16 protein-coding genes are annotated in these 18,378 nt (G+C 69.2%); 3 read left to right on the top strand and 13 right to left on the bottom strand.

Annotated elements, in window-relative coordinates; all coding sequences use genetic code 11:
- Window positions 1-13: 13 nt before the first annotated feature.
- The 5 genes from AC3WXD_RS03410 to AC3WXD_RS03430 all read right to left on the bottom strand — a co-directional run bounded on the left by AC3WXD_RS03410 (window position 14) and on the right by AC3WXD_RS03430 (window position 5,677).
- Window positions 14-958, bottom strand: coding sequence for a DnaJ C-terminal domain-containing protein (locus AC3WXD_RS03410; protein WP_492323020.1), 945 nt, complete (start codon window positions 956-958; stop codon window positions 14-16).
- Window positions 959-1,150: 192 nt separating this feature from the next.
- Window positions 1,151-2,692: a tripartite tricarboxylate transporter permease gene (locus AC3WXD_RS03415; RefSeq protein ID WP_492323021.1), complete on the bottom strand. Its 1,542-nt coding sequence runs from the start codon at window positions 2,690-2,692 to the stop codon at window positions 1,151-1,153.
- Between the two features lie 5 nt (window positions 2,693-2,697).
- Entirely contained in the window at window positions 2,698-3,180 is a 483-nt protein-coding gene (locus AC3WXD_RS03420) for a tripartite tricarboxylate transporter TctB family protein (protein ID WP_020202532.1), read from the bottom strand.
- Window positions 3,181-3,529: 349 nt separating this feature from the next.
- Window positions 3,530-4,672 carry an iron-containing alcohol dehydrogenase gene (locus AC3WXD_RS03425; protein ID WP_059411679.1) on the bottom strand — a complete coding sequence of 381 codons (1,143 nt, stop codon included), beginning with the start codon at window positions 4,670-4,672 and terminating at the stop codon, window positions 3,530-3,532.
- Window positions 4,673-4,876: 204 nt separating this feature from the next.
- Entirely contained in the window at window positions 4,877-5,677 is an 801-nt protein-coding gene (locus AC3WXD_RS03430; protein WP_492323022.1) for an IclR family transcriptional regulator, read from the bottom strand.
- A 171-nt stretch (window positions 5,678-5,848) separates the two neighbouring features.
- Between AC3WXD_RS03430 and AC3WXD_RS03435 the strand changes: the two genes are divergently transcribed.
- Both AC3WXD_RS03435 and AC3WXD_RS03440 read left to right on the top strand, forming a co-directional pair.
- Window positions 5,849-6,262 (top strand): hypothetical protein, encoded by a 414-nt coding sequence (locus tag AC3WXD_RS03435; RefSeq protein ID WP_492323023.1) that lies wholly within the window; start codon window positions 5,849-5,851, stop codon window positions 6,260-6,262.
- 255 nt (window positions 6,263-6,517) lie between these two features.
- Window positions 6,518-7,819, top strand: coding sequence for a UDP-N-acetylglucosamine 1-carboxyvinyltransferase (locus AC3WXD_RS03440; protein WP_020202536.1), 1,302 nt, complete (start codon window positions 6,518-6,520; stop codon window positions 7,817-7,819).
- A gap of 15 nt (window positions 7,820-7,834) precedes the next feature.
- Here the strand turns inward: AC3WXD_RS03440 and AC3WXD_RS03445 are convergent, their stop codons facing one another.
- From AC3WXD_RS03445 to AC3WXD_RS03470, 6 genes are all read right to left on the bottom strand, one after another.
- Window positions 7,835-9,472 (bottom strand): histidine kinase N-terminal 7TM domain-containing protein, encoded by a 1,638-nt coding sequence (locus AC3WXD_RS03445; RefSeq protein WP_059411678.1) that lies wholly within the window; start codon window positions 9,470-9,472, stop codon window positions 7,835-7,837.
- Window positions 9,473-9,547: 75 nt separating this feature from the next.
- Window positions 9,548-10,852: a HipA domain-containing protein gene (locus tag AC3WXD_RS03450; RefSeq protein WP_492323024.1), complete on the bottom strand. Its 1,305-nt coding sequence runs from the start codon at window positions 10,850-10,852 to the stop codon at window positions 9,548-9,550.
- Complete coding sequence (locus AC3WXD_RS03455; RefSeq protein ID WP_020202539.1) at window positions 10,849-11,121, bottom strand: helix-turn-helix domain-containing protein; 273 nt, start codon at window positions 11,119-11,121, stop codon at window positions 10,849-10,851. Before AC3WXD_RS03455 ends, AC3WXD_RS03450 begins: the two co-directional genes overlap by 4 nt.
- A gap of 170 nt (window positions 11,122-11,291) precedes the next feature.
- Complete coding sequence (locus AC3WXD_RS03460) at window positions 11,292-12,467, bottom strand: acyl-CoA dehydrogenase family protein (protein ID WP_492323025.1); 1,176 nt, start codon at window positions 12,465-12,467, stop codon at window positions 11,292-11,294.
- Between the two features lie 100 nt (window positions 12,468-12,567).
- On the bottom strand, window positions 12,568-13,905 hold the full coding sequence (locus tag AC3WXD_RS03465) for a type II toxin-antitoxin system HipA family toxin (protein WP_492323026.1): 1,338 nt from the start codon (window positions 13,903-13,905) through the stop codon (window positions 12,568-12,570).
- Window positions 13,906-13,907: 2 nt separating this feature from the next.
- On the bottom strand, window positions 13,908-14,159 hold the full coding sequence (locus AC3WXD_RS03470) for a helix-turn-helix domain-containing protein (RefSeq protein WP_492323027.1): 252 nt from the start codon (window positions 14,157-14,159) through the stop codon (window positions 13,908-13,910).
- Window positions 14,160-14,395: 236 nt separating this feature from the next.
- Here AC3WXD_RS03470 and AC3WXD_RS03475 point away from each other — a divergent pair, with 236 nt between their 5' ends.
- Window positions 14,396-15,985, top strand: a complete 1,590-nt coding sequence (locus AC3WXD_RS03475) for a class I adenylate-forming enzyme family protein (protein WP_492323028.1) — start codon at window positions 14,396-14,398, stop codon at window positions 15,983-15,985.
- A gap of 42 nt (window positions 15,986-16,027) precedes the next feature.
- On the opposite strand, the gene AC3WXD_RS03480 is transcribed toward AC3WXD_RS03475, so the two are convergent.
- Window positions 16,028-16,873, bottom strand: a complete 846-nt coding sequence (locus tag AC3WXD_RS03480) for an AraC family transcriptional regulator (RefSeq protein ID WP_231586425.1) — start codon at window positions 16,871-16,873, stop codon at window positions 16,028-16,030.
- Window positions 16,874-17,177: 304 nt separating this feature from the next.
- Window positions 17,178-18,347, bottom strand: coding sequence for an ABC transporter substrate-binding protein (locus AC3WXD_RS03485; protein ID WP_492323029.1), 1,170 nt, complete (start codon window positions 18,345-18,347; stop codon window positions 17,178-17,180).
- Between the last annotated feature and the right edge of the window lie 31 nt (window positions 18,348-18,378).

The following is an 18,378-nucleotide window of genomic DNA, read 5'->3' on the forward strand; positions in this document are numbered from 1 at the left end:
ATCGCTCATCGCATCAAGCCTCCAGTGGACGGCGCGGGGCAAAGCCGTCGAAGGTCTTCGCCATCTCCCGGTAGGCTGCCTTCGCCTTGTCCGTGTCCGCCGGCGGCAGGGCGATCGACAGCACCGCGTACAGGTCGCCGGGCTGGCTGCCGGGAATGCCCTTGCCCTTGAGCCGCAGCTTGCGGCCCGACGCCGAGCCGGGCGGCAGTTTCATCTGCACGCTGCCGTCCGGCGTGGGGATGATGACGTCCGCGCCGAGCGCGGCTTCCCAGGGCGCCACCGGGATGTCGACGTAGACATCGCCGCCGTCCACGCGGAACAGCGGGTCCGGCGCGAACGCGACTTCGAGGTACAGGTCGCCGGCCGGCGCATCGCCGATGGCGGGGCCGCCCTGCCCGGCGAGCCGCAGGTGCTGGCCGCCGCGGATGCCCTTCGGGATGCTCACGTCCAGCTGCCGCTCGCGCATGCGCACGTGCCCATCCGCGTCCATCTGCGGCACGCGCAGCGAAATGGTGCGGCGGGCGCCCCGGTAGGCGTCGCGCAGGTCGATCTGCACCTTGGCGTGATGGTCGCTGCCGGCCATGTGCGTGCCGCGCGTGCCGCGCGCGCCGGCCGCGCGGGCGCCGAACAGCGTCTCGAAGAAATCGCTGTGGTCCATGTCGGCGCCGGCGTAGCCATCGCCGCCGCTGTACTCGAAGCCGCTGTCCCAGCCCGGCGGCGGGGTGAACTCCCGGCCGGACTTGTAGCGCGCCTCGACGTCGTCGTAGGCGGCTCTTTTCTCGCTGTCCTTCAGCGCCTCGTATGCCTCGGCCACGTCCTTGAAGCGGGCCTCCGCATCGGGTTCCTTGTTCAGGTCGGGGTGGTACTTGCGCGCCAGCTTGCGATAGGCACGCTTGATGTCGTCCTGCGTGGCCGTGCGCTCCACGCCCAGCGTCGCGTAGTAATCCTTGAACTCCATGCGGGCTCCCGGCAAGGGACTGCGAGATGCGGCCGGCACTCGCGGCCGGCATCCGCTCAAGTATAGCCAAGGCTTGGGGCGCGGCGTGTGATTCTCTCGTGGCGGGGCGCGCGCCCCGCCCTCCCCGGCGGCTTGCCGGCCACGCCAGCGCATGACCGCGGCAATCCGCGCCGGGGGCGCTACGCGGGGGGATTACTTGCTCAGCGCGGGTTCGCTGGCGGGGACTTCGATCGGCGTGCGCGGCTTCTTGCGGCCGCGCCACACCGAGTACGTGACGCCGAGCAGCAGCAGCGCGGAGGCGACGACGAAGGTGCAGCTGATCGGGCGCTGCACGAAGATCATCATGTCGCCGCGCGACAGCAGCAAGGCGCGGCGGAAGTTCTCTTCCACCATCGGCCCCAGCACGAAGCCGAGCAGGATCGGCGCCACCGAGAACCCGAGCCACATGAACAAGGCTCCGATCAGGCCGAAGGCCATGACTTCCCAGATCTGGAACAGGCTGTTCTGCGTGCTGAAGACGCCCACCACGATAAAGAACATCGCCGAGGGGAACAGGTAGCGGTATGGCACCTGCAGCAGCTTGACCCACACGCCGATCAGCGGCACGTTCAGCACGATCAGCAGCACGTTGCCGATCCAGAAGCTGGCGATCAGGCCCCAGAAGATGTCCGGGTGCTCGCCGATCAGCTGCGGGCCGGGAGAGATGCCCTGGATCATCAGCGCGCCGAGGATCAGCGCCATCACCGCGTCGCCGGGGATGCCCAGGCTCATGGTGGGGATGAAGTCCACCTGCGTCTTGGAGTGCGACGAAGCCTCCGGCGCGGCCACGCCCGCGATCATGCCGGTGCCGAATTTCTCCGGCGTCTTGGAGATCTTGCGCTCGAGCGCATAGGCGATGAAGGTGGTGATGGTGGGGCCGGTGCCGGGCATGGCGCCGAACACGGTGCCCACGCCGGTGCCGCGCACCATCGGCCAGAATGCCTCCTTCAGCTCGGCCATCGATGGCCGCATGTCGCGGATGCGCAGCGAGCCCTTGTTGTGCACCACCGCCATGCGGTTGACGTTGAGCAGGAAGTCCGCCACGCCGAACAGGCCCATCGCGATGGCCACCAGTTCCAGGCCGTCGCTCAGCTCCGGGATGTCCAGCGCGAAGCGGAACGTGCCGGTGTTCACGTCGGTGCCGACCACGCCGCAAAGCAGGCCGAACAGCGTCATCGCCACGCCCTTGAGCGGCGAGCCGCGCGACATGGTGGAACCTGCCAGCAGCCCCAGCAGCATGATCGAGAAGATCTCGGTCGGGCCGAACTTGAACGAGATTTCCGTCAGCAGCGGCGAGGCGAAGATCATCACGATGATGCCCACCGAGGCGGCGAAGAACGAGCAGATCATGGTGATGCCCAGCGCCGTGCCGCCCTTGCCCGCCCGCGTCATCGGGTAGCCGTCGAGGCAGGTCACCGCGTGCGGCGGATGCGAAGGCAGGTTGAGCAGGATCGCGCCGATGGCGCCGCCGTACTGCGAGCCGTAGAAGATGCCGGCCAGCATCAGCACCGCGGGCACGGGGTGCATCGCGTAGGTCAGCGGCAGCAGGATGGAGATCGCCGACAGCGCGCCCATGCCGGGCAGCACGCCGATCAGGTTGCCGACCAACACGCCGAAAAAGGACCACATCAGGTTCGTGCCCTGGAAGGCAACGCCGAAGCCGAACCACAGGTCATGCAAAGCACTCGAGACCATGATGATCAGCCTCCCCAGGTAAACAGCGGCAACTGCAATTGCAGCGCCCACCAGAACACCACCGCGGCGATGACGCACATCGCCAGCGCCAGCACGATGGCCTGCTTGATCGTGTTGCTGCGGTCGCCCAGCGCCGAGATGAACACGATCGCGAACGTCGCGGGAATCAGGCCGCCGTACTTGCCCAGCAGCAGGAACGCCAGCACGCCCAGCACGATGCAGACGCAGCCGCGCAGGTCGGGCAGGCCGTGGCTGTGGTCATGCCCCGGCACCGGCGCCGCCGCGGCCTTCTCGCCGCGCGCGGACAGCGCGATCATCACGCCGACCAGCGCCAGCAGCGTGCCCACGGCGACCGGAAAGAAGCCGGGCCCCATGTGGGCCAGCGTGCCGGTGCGGTATTGCAGCCCGGCCGTGACCGAGGCAAGCCCGACCAGCGTCATCAGGGCGCCGCCGTAATAGTCCTTCTTGAATTGGGAGGGTGTGCTCATTGCGCGGCTCCCCGGATCGCTGGCAGCGAGGGGGGCGCCGCCGGCCGTGTGGCCGCGGGGCGGTATGTGTGGGTGTCTTGGTACATAGGCTGGTCCTTTCGTCTCCTATTTCTGCGCCACCGCGCCGCGAATGAATCGCGGATGCCGTGGCGTGTGGAGACTCTATGAACGCAGCCTTCCAAACCGCTTACCGTCGCCTTGCATTCGGCTTTCGTCCGAATGAAATTCCGGGGAAAAATCAATGTTTCTACTTTGTACAAATTCCGATACAAAATAGATCACTACATGACGCATGCGTGGACGGAACTTTCCGGCGGCGAGCCCATACACGGGCGGCCCGCCGCCGCGCCTACGCGACCTGCTCCAGCAGCGCGATGATCTCCTCCGGCCCCGTGAACTTGCGCGGATTGCTGTGCGTCCAGCGGTCCAGCAGCGCGTTCCTCGCCACCAGCTCGAAGTCCTTGCGCTCCACGCCGACCTTGTGCAGTCGGTTTGGCATCTCCAGCGCGTCGATCAGCTCGGCCACGAGGTCGGCCGTCTCGCGGTTCGCGTCGCCCAGCGCCGCGCTCAGCAGCTTCTGCTTTTCCTCCGTCACCGGCTTGTTGAAGCGCAGCACGCCCGGCAAGGTCACGCAGGTGCAATGGCCGTGCGGCACGTGGAAGGTGCCCGCGAGCACGTGGCCGATGCCGTGGCTGGCGCCCATCGGCACCAGCGACCACATGCCCATCTGCGACAGCCACATGCCGGCCTGCGCGTCGGCGCGCGCTTCCATGTCGCCGGGGTCCTTCCGGGTACGCTTGAGCGCATCGGGCAGCGTGCGCAGCGCCTGCAGCGCGGTGCCGTCGACGAACGGGCTGCCGTAGGGCGAACAGAACGACTCCACCGCGTGGTCGACCGCGCGCATGCCGGTGGACAGCCACAGCCCGAGCGGCGTGTGCCGCGTCAGCACCGGATCGAACACCACCGTGCGCGGAATCATCAGCGGGTTGCGGATGCTCTGCTTGAGTTTCCTGACCGGGTCGTTGGAGCCGCCGCTCTGGTGGAACTCGCCGCCCGACAGCGTGGTCGGCACCGCGATCTGGCGCACCTTCGGTCCGCGGAACACCGGCGCCTCCACCACGCCCGTCGCCGGGTCCGTCTTGAGGCGGAACGGCTCGAACTGGTCCAGCTCGGTGATGTCGTGCTCCAGGCACAGCTGCACGTTCTTGCCGGCGTCGGTAATCGAGCCGCCGCCGACCGTCACGATCAGGTCGGCGTCCGCCGCGCGCGCGACCGCCGCCGCACGCAGCACCGCGTCGCGCGGGATGTGCGCGGGGATGTCGTCGTGGATGGCGGCGAACCTCGGGCCCAGCGCGTCGCGCAGCTTGCCGATCTCGTCGGTCTTGTTGTTGAGCGTGTTGCTGACCAGCAGGAACACGCGGCGCGCGCCGAGCCGCTCCACTTCCTCCAGGACCACCTCGACGAACGGCCGCCCGAAAAATACCCGTTCCATCGGCGGAATGCTGAATGAACCTTGTCTCATCGTGATCCTTCGTTATGTTGGCCGGGCAACCCGGCGGTGGCATGACACGGCGCGAGGCCGCCCCGGCCGGGCGCTGGCGCCCGGCCTCGGTAAATCAGGAAGGGAAGGCCCGCGCGGCGGGCCGGCTCAGGTGGCCAGTTCGGTGGCCAATCAGGTAGCCGGTCGGGCGGCCGGTCAGGCAGCCAATACCGCCGCCTCGACGTTGCGCACCACGTTGAGCAGGCGCGGGCCCCACTTCTCCACCAGATCGCCGGGCGTCAGCTGGTAGGCTGGCCCGCAGCAATTGAAGCCCAGCACCGCGGTGCCGTCGGCCGAGCGGTAAGGCACGCCCACGGCGTTCACGTCGGTCTGCCATTCGCCCACGGACAGGCAGAAGCCCAGTTCGCGGAAGGACGTCAGGCCGGCTTCGAGCGAGTCGCGGATCTGGCCGAACTCGGACGGCGCGCGCTGCGACAGCTCGGCCAGCAGCCCTTCCCGCTCGTCCCCGGTCAGGCCGCAGTAATAGGCGCGGCCCATCGCCGAGGTCGCCAGCGGCACGCGCGAGCCGATGTTGAGGCGGAAGTTCTGGTTGGCCGCGCTGGCCGCGTTCTCGACATAGAGCATGGTATGGCGGTCGCGCATGCCGATGCCGACCGAGGCCGAGCAGCCATCGGCCAGCTCGCGCATCAGCGGCCGCGCCAGTTGCCGCACGCGCATGGCGCCCAGCACGGAGAAGCCCAGCGAGACCACCCGCGCGCCCAGGTAGAACTTGGCCTGCGCCTGCGCGTATTCGAGATAGCCGTTGGCCAGCAGCGTGTAGGCCAGCCGCGACACGGTGGCCTTCGGCAGCCCCGTGCGCTCGACCAGTTCCTGGATGCCGAGGAAGCGCTCCTGCGAGCGGAAACAGTCCAGCAGCATCAGGCCGCGCGCGAGGGCGGAAACCTGATCCTTGTCGGCGTCATCGGGGTCGGGGGTGGTCGTGGTCCTGGTGTTCACGCTGCGGATCTATAAAATGGAACATGAGATCCATTATATTCAGAGAAAATGCCAATACAAGTGTCGCAGCAGGCGTAAACTCGAAAGACCAAAGAAAATTTGACTTTCTCGTTCCGCGCAATCAAAAATAAACGGAACTCATGTTCCATAAACTTCGAGACACTTCCCTCCATGCCCACCGCATCCACCAGCAACGTCGCCGCCCGCGAAGACATCCAGCGCGCCTGCAACGCCGTCCTCGACGCCTTCATGCAGGCGCTCAACGACCACGACGCCGCGGCGATGGACTGCTGCATGCACTTCCCGCACACCCGGCTCGCCAACGGCACCACCACGATCTACGAAGCGCCCGGCAGCAACCCGATGGACCTGTTCAAGCGGCTCGAAGAAGCGGACGGCTGGTCATACAGCCGCTGGGAATCGCGCGAGGTCGTGCAGTGCAATGCCCGCAAGGCGCACGTGCTGCTGAGCTACACGCGCTTTCGCAAGGACCACAGCGTGATCGGCGTCTATGACTCGATGTACGTCATGACCCTGGAGGCCGGCGGCTGGGGCATCCAGGCCCGCTCGAGCTTCGGCCCCTGAATCCGGTCCCTGAGTCCGATTCCTGAGCGCCGCGCGGGTGCCGTGGCGGGCATGCGCGCCGGGAAAGGGCGACAAAGGGCGACAAGGGGCGGGCAAAAGGAGAACAAGGTGACGTGCCGGGCTGCGTCGCGGCGCGCCGGCGCAAGTACAATGCGGGACGCGCCCGCGGCCGGTCCGCGCTGTCGCGCTCCGGCCAGCCTCGATCCGTCTCCGTCAAGTCTCCGTCAGCCCAGCCAGTCCCCTTATTCCTGATCCATGTCCAATCTCATCGTGCACGGTGGTACGCCTCTGCGTGGCCGCATCATCCCCTCCGCCAACAAGAACGCGGTGCTGCCGGTGCTGTGCGCCACGCTGCTCACGGCGGAGCCGCTGCGCCTGCACGGCGTGCCGGACATCACCGACGTGCGCAAGATCCTCGACATCTTCCGCACGCTCGGCAGCGACGTGCGCATGGACCACGCCACCGGCACGCTGGAGCTGCACCACCGCGACACCCGCTTCGACGCGGCCAGCCACCGGCTGCCCGAGGAGATGCGCTCGTCCATCATGCTGGTGCCGCCGCTGCTGGCGCGCTTCGGCGTGGCGCGGCTGGAGGACAACGTCAAGGGCTGCACGCTGGGCGTGCGCGAGATCGATCCGCACGTGGACGTGTTCCGCCGCTTCGGCGGCCAGATCGAGCGCGCCGACGGTTCGCTGCTGGTGCGCAGCGCCGGCCGCCTGACGCCCAACGATCACTGGCTCGACTACGCTTCCGTCACCACCACCGAGAACTTCGTGCTGTGCGCGGCCGCCGCCGATGGGGTTTCCACGCTGACCAACGCGGCGTCCGAGCCGCACGTGCAGGAATTCTGCCGCTTCATGGAGATGCTCGGCGTGCGCATCGAAGGCATCGGCACCTCGCGCGTGACGGTGCACGGCGGCCATGCGCTGCGCGGCGGCGAATTCCACTTCGACGAGGATTTCCACGAGATCACCACCTTCCTGGCGCTGGGCGCCATCACCGGCGGCGACGTGGTGGTGCGCAACAGCGCGCCCGGCAATTTCCCGCTGATCGACCGCACCTTCGCCAAGTTCGGCGTGCAGATCACGCACGAGGACGGCTGGTCGCGCGCCACCTGCCCCGGCCCGCTGGAAGTGCAGACGCCGTTTACCAGCAACGTGCTGACCAAGGTGGAAGCCGCGCCGTGGCCGTATTTCCCGGTCGACCTGCTGCCCATCTTCATCGCGCTGGGCGTGCGCGCCAAGGGCAACGCCATGTTCTGGAACAAGGTCTACGACGGCGCGCTGGGCTGGACCGGCGAGCTCTCCAAGTTCGGCGCCCACGTGTTCTCGTCCGACCCGCACCGGCTCATCACCTTCGGCGGCAACCCGCTCACGCCGGCGGTGGTGGAAAGCCCGTACATCATCCGCGTGGCCATCGCCCTGTTCATGGTCGCGGCCAGCATCGACGGCCGCTCCGAGATCCGCAACGCCACGCCGATCCGCCGCGCCCATCCGCGCTTCGTGGAAAACCTGCGCAGCCTGGGCGTGCAGGTGGAGTGGACCAGCGAGGAATAACCGGGTCCGTCCGGCTCAGGGACAGGTGGCCAGCATTGCCTGGTCGCGCATGACGAAGCGGTCGCGGCCGTTGCGCTTGGCCTCGTACATGGCGGCGTCGGCCTGTTCCAGCAGCGCCTCCAGCCGCGGCGAGGCCGGTATCTCGCACACCGCGCCCACGCTGATGGTCACGTAAGGGTGCTCGGGCCAGCCGCCGTGCGGCAGGCGCAGCGCGCGCACCGCCTCCAGCAGGCGCAGGCCGGCGGCGCGCGTGTCCGGCGCCGCCGCCGATGGCAGCACCACCACGAATTCCTCGCCACCCACGCGCGCGCAGAAGCCGCCGGCGCCACCGGGACTGCCGAGGCCATCGCGCAGCGCGCCGCCGATGGCGCCCGCCACGCGGCGCAGGCATTCGTCGCCATGCACGTGGCCGTGCAGGTCGTTGTACTGCTTGAAGTAATCCACGTCGATCAGCAGGAAGCCCACCGGCAGGCCGCGCTCGCACGCCGCGGCCACCACCGCGGCCGCCTCGCGCTCGAAGAAGCGCCGGTTGTAGGCGCCGGTCAGCGCATCGCGGTACAGGTCCGCCTCGATGCGCGAGAGCTTTTCCTCGGTCTCGCCCAGCCGCTCCGCCAGGCTGGAGTTCTCCACCGTCAGCGCCTGCTCGCGCGAGCGGAAGCGCGTCACGTCGCGCAGGAACACGATGATGCCCACCGCCCGCCCGTTCAGGTTGCGCACGGACTCCACCGTCAGCTCGTAGTCCACCCGCTCCTCGGAAATCAGATGGGACCCGCCGCCATGCGCGCCCGCGCGGCTGGCCTCGACGGCATGCCGCCACGCGCGCGGCACCGGCTGGCCGCGCGTCATGTCGGCCAGCAGGCGCCGCGCCGCCGGGTTGGAGTCCACGATGACATCGTTGGCGTCGGCGATCACGCAGCCTTCGTGCAGCGAATCGAACACCCGCAGCCGGGCGTAGTGCCCCACGTCCTCCAGATGGCCGCGCAGCGCGCAGAACCACACCAGCACCGTCATCACCGAGAACGTGGCCGGCGTCAGGTCGCCGCCCAGCGGCCCCGTGTGCCGCGTCAGGTAGGCCACGTTGGCCAGCAGCGGCAGCACCAGCCCGCCGGCCAGCACGGCACGGCCGCCGCGCGTCAGGCTGCTGCCCGGCACAGGCGCCGTCGCCAGGAAATAGAGGCTGACGAACAGCAGCAGGTAGGTGTACGCCGCCAGCGCGGCATAGGCCGGCCCGTGGGTGAAGACCGCGCCCGGCGGCGCCCCGCCCGGCACCAGCGCGATCGCCGACCAGATCAGCCGGTGCTGCTCGTTGGTGAAGACCAGGCCCAGCGTCACCACGCTGACCACGGCGTGCATCGACAGCAGCCAGCGCGGGACGGCGAGCTTCGGCCGGCTCAGTTGCAACATGGCGCAGAACCAGCCGATCGGCACCGCCAGGATGCCGACGTACTGCAGCTGGGCCCACAGCACGCGCGCTTCCAGCTCGGACGAACTCAGCTCCAGCAGGCGGCCCCCGCTCCACAGCGCCGTGCCGCCGGCCAGCACCAGGAAGGCCTTGACGGTGGGATCGTCGCGCCGGGTCCAGGCCAGCAGGGCCATCGTCAGGCTGCCGACGACCGCGAAGGTCAGACAGAGAACTAAGGGGTACGAAGGCATTCGGCCGGTTCCAGAGTACCCGCCCGGCGGCAGCGCCGGCGGGGGACGCCGCCGATTATATAAGGCGGCATGCCGCTATATTCCGCCCGGCATGCGCAGGCGTTCGGACATTTCCTTGACCGGCATGGCCAGGATCGCATTCAGGATCCGGCTTTCCCCGCCATCCGGCATGGCCTCGGCCTCCACCTCCGCCCGGACGGGATTCGCGTGCTCCGTGACGGCGGCGATCACGGCATCGAGTTCGAAGGCGGCGGCGGCCCGGCTCAGGCCCAGTTCCTGGCCGGCCTGGATCACGTCCACGCGCCGGAGGTCGCGGTAGTGCCGGGTCGCGCCGATCTGCATCGACAACTCCGAATCCGGCCAGTACGGCGCGTTGTCGCGGTGGTTCCTGGTGTCGTAGACCACGGTGCTGACGATGTCGTAGAACGGGGCCAGGCTGTAGCCGTCCGGGTCGGCGAAGAACGACAGGTTCTTCATGTGCGCGTCGCCGTTGCCCACCAGCAGGTTGAACACCACCCAGCGGTAGATGCCGAGGCGCGCGGCCGCGCGGGTCCGGGTCAGATCGATCAGCGCGCGCAAGGTCTGCGTGGATGCGTGCGTGTACTTGAGCGTCCGGCTCCTGCCGCGCAACTGCATGCCGTCGATCACATGCCGCCGCCGTACCGCGTCGCCGCTCGCGTCGCGGTCGAAACGCGCGATGGCGAAGACCGGCGCGGGCACGCGCAGGAATTCGGTGGCCGGCACCGGCAGGCCCGCGCGCGCCGCCAGCCGCATGCAGAACAACTCGTTGATGGCGGCATGCGGCCACGCGGTGCCCCTGGCTTCCGGCTTGAGAATGTGGGTGGACGGTTCGGCGCCGACCGGTTCCAGCAACTGGCGGGCGCCTGGCTTGCCCACCAGGATGGCCGCCAGCTTGTGCTGCGCGCCGCCGACCGACATATGCTTGGGCGCCCTGGCGTCGAGCGGCCGGCCCGGCAAGTCCTGGATGCGCTGATGCAAGTCCGCGAAGGACAGCGGCACCCGGCTGCCGGCGGGTTCCTGCTGGCCCGGCGCGAGCAGCGTGATCGCGCCCGCCGACTCGGCGCCGTAGAACGCCAGCATGCCCCACGCGTCTTCGATGTCGAGCCGGGCCGCGCCGGCCAGCAAGGCGCGCTGCCCTTCTTCGGGCAGGAGGTTGTCGAAGAAATACTGCACCGGCCGGTCGGTGCTGCTGTCGATCAATGCCTGCGGGCCGAGCGGCAGGCTCGGGCAGAGCGCGAAACGTCCCGGCTCGCGCAGCCAGCCGGCGTCGTAGGCAAAGCGCCAGACGCCGTTGCTGTCGGTGACTTCGCCGATCTTGATGCCGTTCGCGTAGGCGGCAAGCGTGCGGTCCTCGCTCATTTGCGCACCCGCCGGCGGGCAAGCCCGCCCTGTTCGGCCATCAACGCCTGCACGTCCGGTGCTTCGCCGTACAGCCGCACGCCGAGCTCCTGCAGCAGCAGCAGCACCTTGCCGACCTGCGCGGTTTCCTTGCCCCGCTCCACCGCGGAGATGAAGGCGGGAGACAGGCCGGTGGCGCGCGCGAGCTCGTCGCGCGTGAGCTTTTGCGCCATGCGCGCGGCGCGGGCGAGTTGCCCGAGATTCGCGGGTGCCGAGATGGGATGCTGCATCGGTGACGGGAAGGAAATAACGTATGCGGACGAAGACAGTATAGTGCCTCCCAGCCTTGGAAGACATATACCGTCTTCAATCGGATACGTTACCGGGCGGCCACCTTGTTTCGCCTCATAAAAGTCACGAACGAATACGCTATCGCCGTTCCTGCCTCAAAATTCCTGCCTCAAAACCCGAGCTGCCGCGCCGCCAGGTCCTTCATGATCTCCTCCGACCCGCCGCCGATCATCATTACCTTGACCTCGCGGTAGACACGCTCGCTCAGGGTGCCGCGCATGAAGCCCATGCCGCCGAGTATCTGCACGGCCTGGTCGGCGCAGAACTGCATGGCCTGGGTGGCCTGGATCTTGGCCATGCAGGTGCGCGCGACCAGTTGCGCGGGGTCGCCGGCTTCATGCTGGACGCGGTAGGCCAGGTCATAGACCAGGTTGCGCGCGGCCTCGATGCGCAGCGCCATGTCCACCAGCTTGTGGCGGATCACCTGCCGCGCCACCAGCGGCTGGCCGAAGGTGTGGCGCTGGCGCGCCCAGTCGAGCGCTTCGCGCAGGCAGGCTTCGCCGTAGGCGTAGGCGCTGGCGCTCATGCCGAGCCGCTCCGCGTTGAAGTTGCGCATGATGAGCGGGAAGCCGCGGTTTTCCTCGCCGATCAGGTTGGCGGCGGGGATGCGGCAGTTGTCGAAGCGCAGGTGGGCGGTATCGGAGGCGAGCCAGCCCATCTTGCGCAGCTCGGTGCGTGCCAGGCCGGGCGGGTTGCCCTCCACCAGCAGCAGCGAGATGCCGCCCGCGCCCTTGTTGGCGGGGTCGGTGCGCACGGCGGTGGTGATGAAGTCGGCGCGCATGCCGGAGGTGATGAAGGTCTTCTCGCCGTTGACGACGTAGTGGTCGCCGTCGCGCACGGCGGTAGTGCGCAGGCTGGCCACGTCGGAGCCGCCGCCGGGCTCGGTGATGGCCAGCGCGGCGATCTTCTCGCCGGCGATCACCGGCGGCAGCACGCGCTGCTGCAGCGCCGGGCTGCCGGCCGCGACGATGGGCGGCACGCCGATGGTGTGCGAGTTGAGCGAGGCGTTGACGCCGCCCGAGCCGCTGCGGGCGAATTCCTCGGCCTGGACGATGTGGTAGAAGAGGTCGCCCGGCGTGCCGCCGAACGCCTCCGGGTAGCCCAGCCCCAGCAGGCCGATCTCGGCGGCGCGGCGGTAGAGCGCGCGCGGGAAGGTGCCGGCCTCGTCCCACGCGCCGGCGAACGGCGTGATCTCGCGCGCGACGAACGCGCGCAGCGTGCCGCGGAACTGTTCGTGCTCGGCGGTGAAGTAGTGCGGCAGTGGCGGCAGGGTCGGGAGGGGCATGCGCAATCCGGTCTGTGGCGGGTGGCTGGGAGTCCCGAACATAGGCCGCGCCGCCGCGGTTCGTCTTGCGCTAAGTGGTCGGCGCCGCCGCCCGCCTCCCCTACCGCGCCGGCATGTCCGCCAGCAGCCGCGCCGACGCCGCCAGCCCGCCCAGGATGCTGTCCGCCACCTTCTGCGGAAAGCCCGCCGGCAGCGCCGCGTTCACCTGCGCGATCACGGCCGGGGTCTGTGCGACCAGCCGGCCGATGATGGCCTCGGCGTCCGGCCCGTGGAAGCACTTCGCCGCCATCGCGTTGAAATGCCGGCGCTGCACGTCCTTGAACAGGTAGTGCCGGTTCTTGCCGGCCACCGCCATCGCCAGCTTGGCCTTGTGCCAGGACCACTGGCTGGCGCCGTTGCCCACCACCGGCCAGATCGACATCACGTCGTACAGCGGCGTCATGCGGAAGCGCCCGCCCGGCAGCAGGCGGATGCTGAAGTTCTTGGCGTGTCCGTCGGGCGCCGCCAGCATCCAGAACAGGACCTGCGTGGCGAGGAAGGTTTCCAGGTCGGCGTCCGCGTCGACGGACTGGCGCAGGATCTGCGCGATGTCGCGCATGCCGGGGCCGCCGTCGGCCTCGTACTTGAGGTGCGGCGGCACGCCCAGCACCTGGCAGAAATCCTCCTGCGGCAGCCGCAGGATCCAGTTGCCCGACGAATGCATCTGGCGGTCGAAGCGCTGCACGGCCAGCACCTTCTGCCCGTCGAACGCGTGGATCTCGCCGCGCGCGGCCGGCAGCCCGTAGGCGGCCAGGATGGCCAGGCACAGCCATTCGTTCTCGACCGAGGTGCCGAGGTCGGCGCGCTTGTTGCCGACCAGCCCGAGCGGCAGCTTGAGGATGTGCGTGGTCGGCGTGGCGCCGTGCGGCTTCAGCCAGCGCCCGCCGTGCCACAGCAGCGCGGTCTTCTCCTGCGCGCCGGCCAGCGAGATGCGGAAATCGTCGTCGTCGCGCGCGCCGGGCGCGGCCGGGCCGACGGTCTGCCGCAGCAAGGCGGCGATATCGGCGTCCGACAGCGGCGTGCCGTCGATGCGGTCGTGGCCGGCCGGCTGCGCGTGCTCCGCCAGCAGCTGCACGGCGCCCACGCAGTCGCGGCCGATGGCTTCGAGCAGGTCGAAGGCGTCCGTGCCGGCGGTCTGGAAGCGCGTGGCCAGCCGCTTGCGGATGGTGTCGCTATCGGGCAGCAGGTTGTCGAAATAGTTGCGCACCCGCTCGCCCCACAGCGGCGCGGCGTCCACGCCGAACGGCAGCGACAGGGACAGCGGCCGCCCGGCCGGCGAGGCCATCCACGCCGGGTCGTACAGCAGCTCCATCTCGCCGCGCGCGGGGATGCGCCACGTCCCCACGCGCTCGCCGTTGGCCCATAGCGACAACGCGCGCGCGTGCGACCTGCGGCCCATCGCTACCACTCCACCGCGGGCGCCGCGGCGTCCGCCGCGCCGCGGTCCTGCACCACCAGTTCCAGCCCCAGCACGCTCACCAGCGCCAGCAGCTGGCCGGAGCTGATGGTGCCGGGGTTCAGTTCCATGTGGGAGATGCGGCTCTGGCTGACGGCGAGGCGCGCGGCGAGGTCGGACTGCGACAGCCCGGCGGCCCGCCGTGCGGATAGCAGCACCTGGCCTAGCTGCGTGGCGGTGGAAAGCTGTTGTTTCATGGTCTTGCCTACGACATGGGTAATGTCACTTTACAAACAATATGGGTATTTTGCAAATACCAATGAAGTGGGTATTTGTCATTTACGCATGTCATTGGTAAATAGCGACGCAGCCCCGCACGCCGCCGGAGGCCCGGCCAGCCACTTTCCGCAAGCCTTGCGCCGCCGCGTTGGCTACGCTCCTGTGCTCAAGCTGCCGCACAAGCGCATTTCCCTTCCCCCAACGGAGAATCCGCATGGTCCCGACCCAGCCGCCCGCCACCATCGGCGCCGCCCTGCAGCAAGCCAGCGAGCGCTGGGACAAGCGCACCGCCTACCTGTGCGGCGAGCAGGCGCACAGCTTCGGCGAGGTCGAGGCCGCCTCGGCGCAACTGGCCTGCGGCCTGCTCGGGCTGGGGCTGCGGCACGGCGACCGCATCGGGCTGATCGGCCTGAACCAGATCGAATGGCTGCAGCTGTTCTTCGCCGCCACCCGCATCGGCGTGGCGGTGGTGGGCCTGAGCGTGCGCTACCGCGACCACGAGATCGAGCACATGGTCAACGACAGCGGCGCCAAGGCCGTCTTCACGGTGCCGCGGGCCGAAGGCTTCGACTTCCTCGGCATGCTGGGGCGCCTGCTGCCGCGCATGCCCGGGCTGCGCCACGTCATTCCCATCGACGCCATGCCGGAGCCGCTGCCCGGCGTGCCCGTCTTCGCGCAACTGCTGGACACGCCGCCGGACCGCGCCGCGCTGCGGGCGGCCGAGGCGCGCGTCGCGCCGGACGACCTCGCGATGGTGATCTACACCTCCGGCACCACCGGCCGCCCCAAGGGCGCCGGCCTGTCACACCGCAGCCTGCTGGCCTCGGCCTGGGCGCAGGCGCGCCACACGCGCGCCGGCGAGCACGACCATGTGCAGATCGCCCTGCCCTTCAACCACGTGGGCGGTATCACCTGCGGCGTGCTGAGCTACCTGCTCGGCGGCGGCACCTGCGAACTGGTGCCGGTGTTCAAGGCCGACACCGTGCTGGCCATGATGCGCCGGCACCCGCCGACCATCTTCTCCGGCGTGCCGACGATGGCCACGCTGCTGCTGATGCATCCGGACGCCGCCGGCATGGACTTTTCCTCGGTGCGGCTGGTGATCGTGGGCGGCGCCACCGTGGACGCCGCCCTGCTCGAGAAGCTCCAGGCGCGCATGCCGCAGGCCGCCGTGATGAACCTGTATGGCCTGTCCGAAGCCTCTGGCGCCATCGTCATGACGCCGTGGGACGCCGCGCACGAAGACCTGATGGCGTCGATCGGCCGCGTCTTCGACACCGCCGAGGTGCGCGTGGTCACGCCGGCCGGCGAGATCGCCGCGCCCGGGGAAGTCGGCGAGTTGTGCTTTCGCGGCGCCGGCGTGTGCGGCGGCTACATCGGTGGCGCCGGCGGCGCCGGCAATGCCGACGCCTTCGGCACTGATGGCTGGCTGCGCTCGGGCGACCTGGGCTGCGTGGACGCGCGCGGCTACATCCAGCTCAAGGGCCGCAAGAAGGACATGTACATCCAGGGCGGCTTCAACGTCTACCCGGCCGAGATCGAAGGCGTGATCGCGCACCATCCCGCGGTGATGATGGTGGCCGGCATCGGCGTGCCGGACCCGGTGCTGGGCGAGATCGGGCGCTACTACATCGTGCCCAGGCCGGGCAGCGAGATCACGGAACAGGAGATCCGCGCCTATTGCGCGAGCCGCCTGGCCGACTACAAGGTGCCGCGCCAGGTGGTGGTGCGCGGCACGCTGCCGATGACGCCGGCCGGCAAGATCCACAAGGCGGCCTTGCGCGAGGAAAGCGCGGCGGGCTAGCTGGCCTTCGTTGGCCTTCATTGACGTTCACTGGCCAGCCGGCTAACCGACCACGACCCGCCGCTCGCCGATCAGCGCCAGCTTGCGCGAGCCGGCGAAGATGTCGCTGGGCTTGAGCCCGTAGACCTGCCGGATCGAATGGCTGAAATGCGTGGAGTCCGGGTAGCCGGTATCGAGCGCCACGTGCGCGAGGTTGGAATCCTGCGTGACATAGTGCAGCAGGCTGCGCGCGCGCTTCCAGGTGCGGAAGCTGCGGAACGGCGTGCCGACCTCCTCCTTGAACAGGTGCAGGAAGCGCGAGAACGACAGATGCGCCGACGCCGCGCAGGACTCCGCCGTGGCGGTGGCCGACGGCGCGCCGCGGATGCGCTCCACCACCGCCTCGATGCGCGGGTCCAGCCGGCGCCGCGCCAGCGCCTGTCCGAAGAAGATCTGGTCGAAGCTGCCGGCCTGCAGGTCGAGTTCCCTGCCGTGCCGGCTCAGCCAGGCATGGGCCTGGCGCACGTGGCGCGCGAAGGCGGCATCCTCCACCGGGCCGGCCTGCCCGCGGATCACGGCGGGCAGCCGCTCCAGGTCGATGCTCTCGGCCTCCAGCCCGAGGTCGCAGATCATGCGGTCGTCGCAGGCCACCGAATGCGGCATGTAGGCCGGCACCACCGCAAGCTCGGTGCTGTCCCAGCGCGCGCCGTCCAGGCTGATGCGGATCGGCGCGCGCAGCGCCACGTAGATCAGCAGTCCGCCCATCGTCCGCACCGACGGCGAACCGAGCAGGCCCGCATAGAACAGCCGCTCCGGCGTGACCCACATCACCCGGCCGCCTCCGTCCGCGGCACCGGGCGCCGGGGTCGTGGCTGGCGGGCACGCAATGCTGCTTGCCTGCATCTGCATGTCCTTTGTCTCCTGCCGGCGCCATCCGCGCGCCCGTGGGTGCGTCGCCGGGCCGGCTTGTGTGTGGTGGCGGCGCCGCACGGAGCGGCGCGCCAGGGGCAGCATAGCCGGCAGGGCCGCCCGCGTCTTGCGTCAGGTGGCTACCTGACCGCTACCTGACCGCTACCTGACCGCTACCTGACCGCTATCGGATAGCGATCGGGTAGCCGTGCCAGCCGCCTCATCGTAGTGCCCCTGGCGGCGCTGGCGCAACCCGAATTTCCCGATCCCGCGGTCGTTTACGTTCGGAGGCCGGCATCCCGGGCTACAGCTTCGGCGGCGGCAGCAGGTCGCTGGCGGGAATCCACTTGTCGCCGGCCACCTGCATGATGCGGATGCGGTCGTTGCTCAGCCGGTTGGCGGCCGAGACGTTGAAGCCCGGATTGCCGAGCGCGTCCTGCGGCAGCTTGGTGGCTTCCATCGCCGCGTTGAAGGTCTCCGGCGTCAGGTTGCGCCCCGCCTTGTCGGCGACGATGGCGAAGGTGGTGTAGGCGTAGTAGCTGAACATCGCGTACACGTCCGGCTCCTCGCTGAAGCGCTTCTTGTACGCCGCCGCCCATTGCCGCACCGCCGGGTTTGCGTCATCCGCGTAGGGCAGCATGATGAAGGCCGCCGCGTGCAGCCCCTGCGCCGCCTTGCCGCCCAGCTGCGGCACCTGGCGCGAATAGTTGGCCGTAGTGCCGGCGAAGACCGGGTCGAAGCCGATCTTGCGCGCCTCCTGCGCCGAGGCCACGTACTCGCGCATGGTGGAGGCGTTGAACACGAGGTCGCAGTTGGCCGCCTTGAGCCGCGCCATCTGCGACGAGAAATCCGTCGCCCCGCGCTTGTACGAGACCTTTTCCACCAGCGTCATGCCGCGGGACTTGAGGTAGGCCACCACGCCCTCCACGGATTCGCGCCCGTAGTCGTCGTCCTGGTACAGCGCGCCCACGCGCTGGTAGGGCTTCTGCTTCATGAAGTAATCCATGATGGTCGTCGACATCAGGTAGTTCGACGGCCCCAGCGCGATCTTGTACGGGCTGGCCGGCTCGTACATGTCGCGCGCCGCGCTCTGCGGCATGAAATTGAAGACCTTGCTCTGCAGCAGGAACGGCAGCGTGGCCATGTTGGGCGCGGTGCCCAGGTGGCCCACGATGGCGAACACGCCGTCCTGCGTGACCAGCTTCTGCGCGGCCAGCACGGCGCGCCTGGGCTCGTAGCCGTTGTCTTCCACCACCACGCGGATCTTGCGGCCCTGCACGCCGCCGCGCGCGTTGATTTCCTCCACGGCCAGCGTCATGCCGTTGCGCGACTCCTTGCCGTAGTTGACGATCGGCCCCGACATGTCGGTGATCAGGCCGAGCACGATTTCCTTGTCGGTGACGCCGCGCGTGTCGGCGTGCGCGCCGGCGCCGAGCGCCAGCGCCACGGCGGCGAGGATGGTTTTCCGGATCATGGTTGTCTCCTTGTATCGTTGTTCGTCGTCG

The organism is Cupriavidus sp. FW216-B1 (genome assembly GCF_058789195.1).

What these genes read in the sequence shown, in the direction of transcription:
- AC3WXD_RS03410 (WP_492323020.1), bottom strand. Translation starts at nt 958, where the DNA reads ATGGAGTTCAAGGATTACTACGCGACGCTGGGCGTGGAGCGCACGGCC.
- AC3WXD_RS03415 (WP_492323021.1), bottom strand. Translation starts at nt 2,692, where the DNA reads ATGGTCTCGAGTGCTTTGCATGACCTGTGGTTCGGCTTCGGCGTTGCC.
- AC3WXD_RS03420 (WP_020202532.1), bottom strand. Translation starts at nt 3,180, where the DNA reads ATGAGCACACCCTCCCAATTCAAGAAGGACTATTACGGCGGCGCCCTG.
- AC3WXD_RS03425 (WP_059411679.1), bottom strand. Translation starts at nt 4,672, where the DNA reads ATGGAACGGGTATTTTTCGGGCGGCCGTTCGTCGAGGTGGTCCTGGAG.
- AC3WXD_RS03435 (WP_492323023.1), top strand. Translation starts at nt 5,849, where the DNA reads ATGCCCACCGCATCCACCAGCAACGTCGCCGCCCGCGAAGACATCCAG.
- AC3WXD_RS03440 (WP_020202536.1), top strand. Translation starts at nt 6,518, where the DNA reads ATGTCCAATCTCATCGTGCACGGTGGTACGCCTCTGCGTGGCCGCATC.
- AC3WXD_RS03445 (WP_059411678.1), bottom strand. Translation starts at nt 9,472, where the DNA reads ATGCCTTCGTACCCCTTAGTTCTCTGTCTGACCTTCGCGGTCGTCGGC.
- AC3WXD_RS03450 (WP_492323024.1), bottom strand. Translation starts at nt 10,852, where the DNA reads ATGAGCGAGGACCGCACGCTTGCCGCCTACGCGAACGGCATCAAGATC.
- AC3WXD_RS03455 (WP_020202539.1), bottom strand. Translation starts at nt 11,121, where the DNA reads ATGCAGCATCCCATCTCGGCACCCGCGAATCTCGGGCAACTCGCCCGC.
- AC3WXD_RS03460 (WP_492323025.1), bottom strand. Translation starts at nt 12,467, where the DNA reads ATGCCCCTCCCGACCCTGCCGCCACTGCCGCACTACTTCACCGCCGAG.
- AC3WXD_RS03465 (WP_492323026.1), bottom strand. Translation starts at nt 13,905, where the DNA reads ATGGGCCGCAGGTCGCACGCGCGCGCGTTGTCGCTATGGGCCAACGGC.
- AC3WXD_RS03470 (WP_492323027.1), bottom strand. Translation starts at nt 14,159, where the DNA reads ATGAAACAACAGCTTTCCACCGCCACGCAGCTAGGCCAGGTGCTGCTA.
- AC3WXD_RS03475 (WP_492323028.1), top strand. Translation starts at nt 14,396, where the DNA reads ATGGTCCCGACCCAGCCGCCCGCCACCATCGGCGCCGCCCTGCAGCAA.
- AC3WXD_RS03480 (WP_231586425.1), bottom strand. Translation starts at nt 16,873, where the DNA reads ATGCAGATGCAGGCAAGCAGCATTGCGTGCCCGCCAGCCACGACCCCG.
- AC3WXD_RS03485 (WP_492323029.1), bottom strand. Translation starts at nt 18,347, where the DNA reads ATGATCCGGAAAACCATCCTCGCCGCCGTGGCGCTGGCGCTCGGCGCC.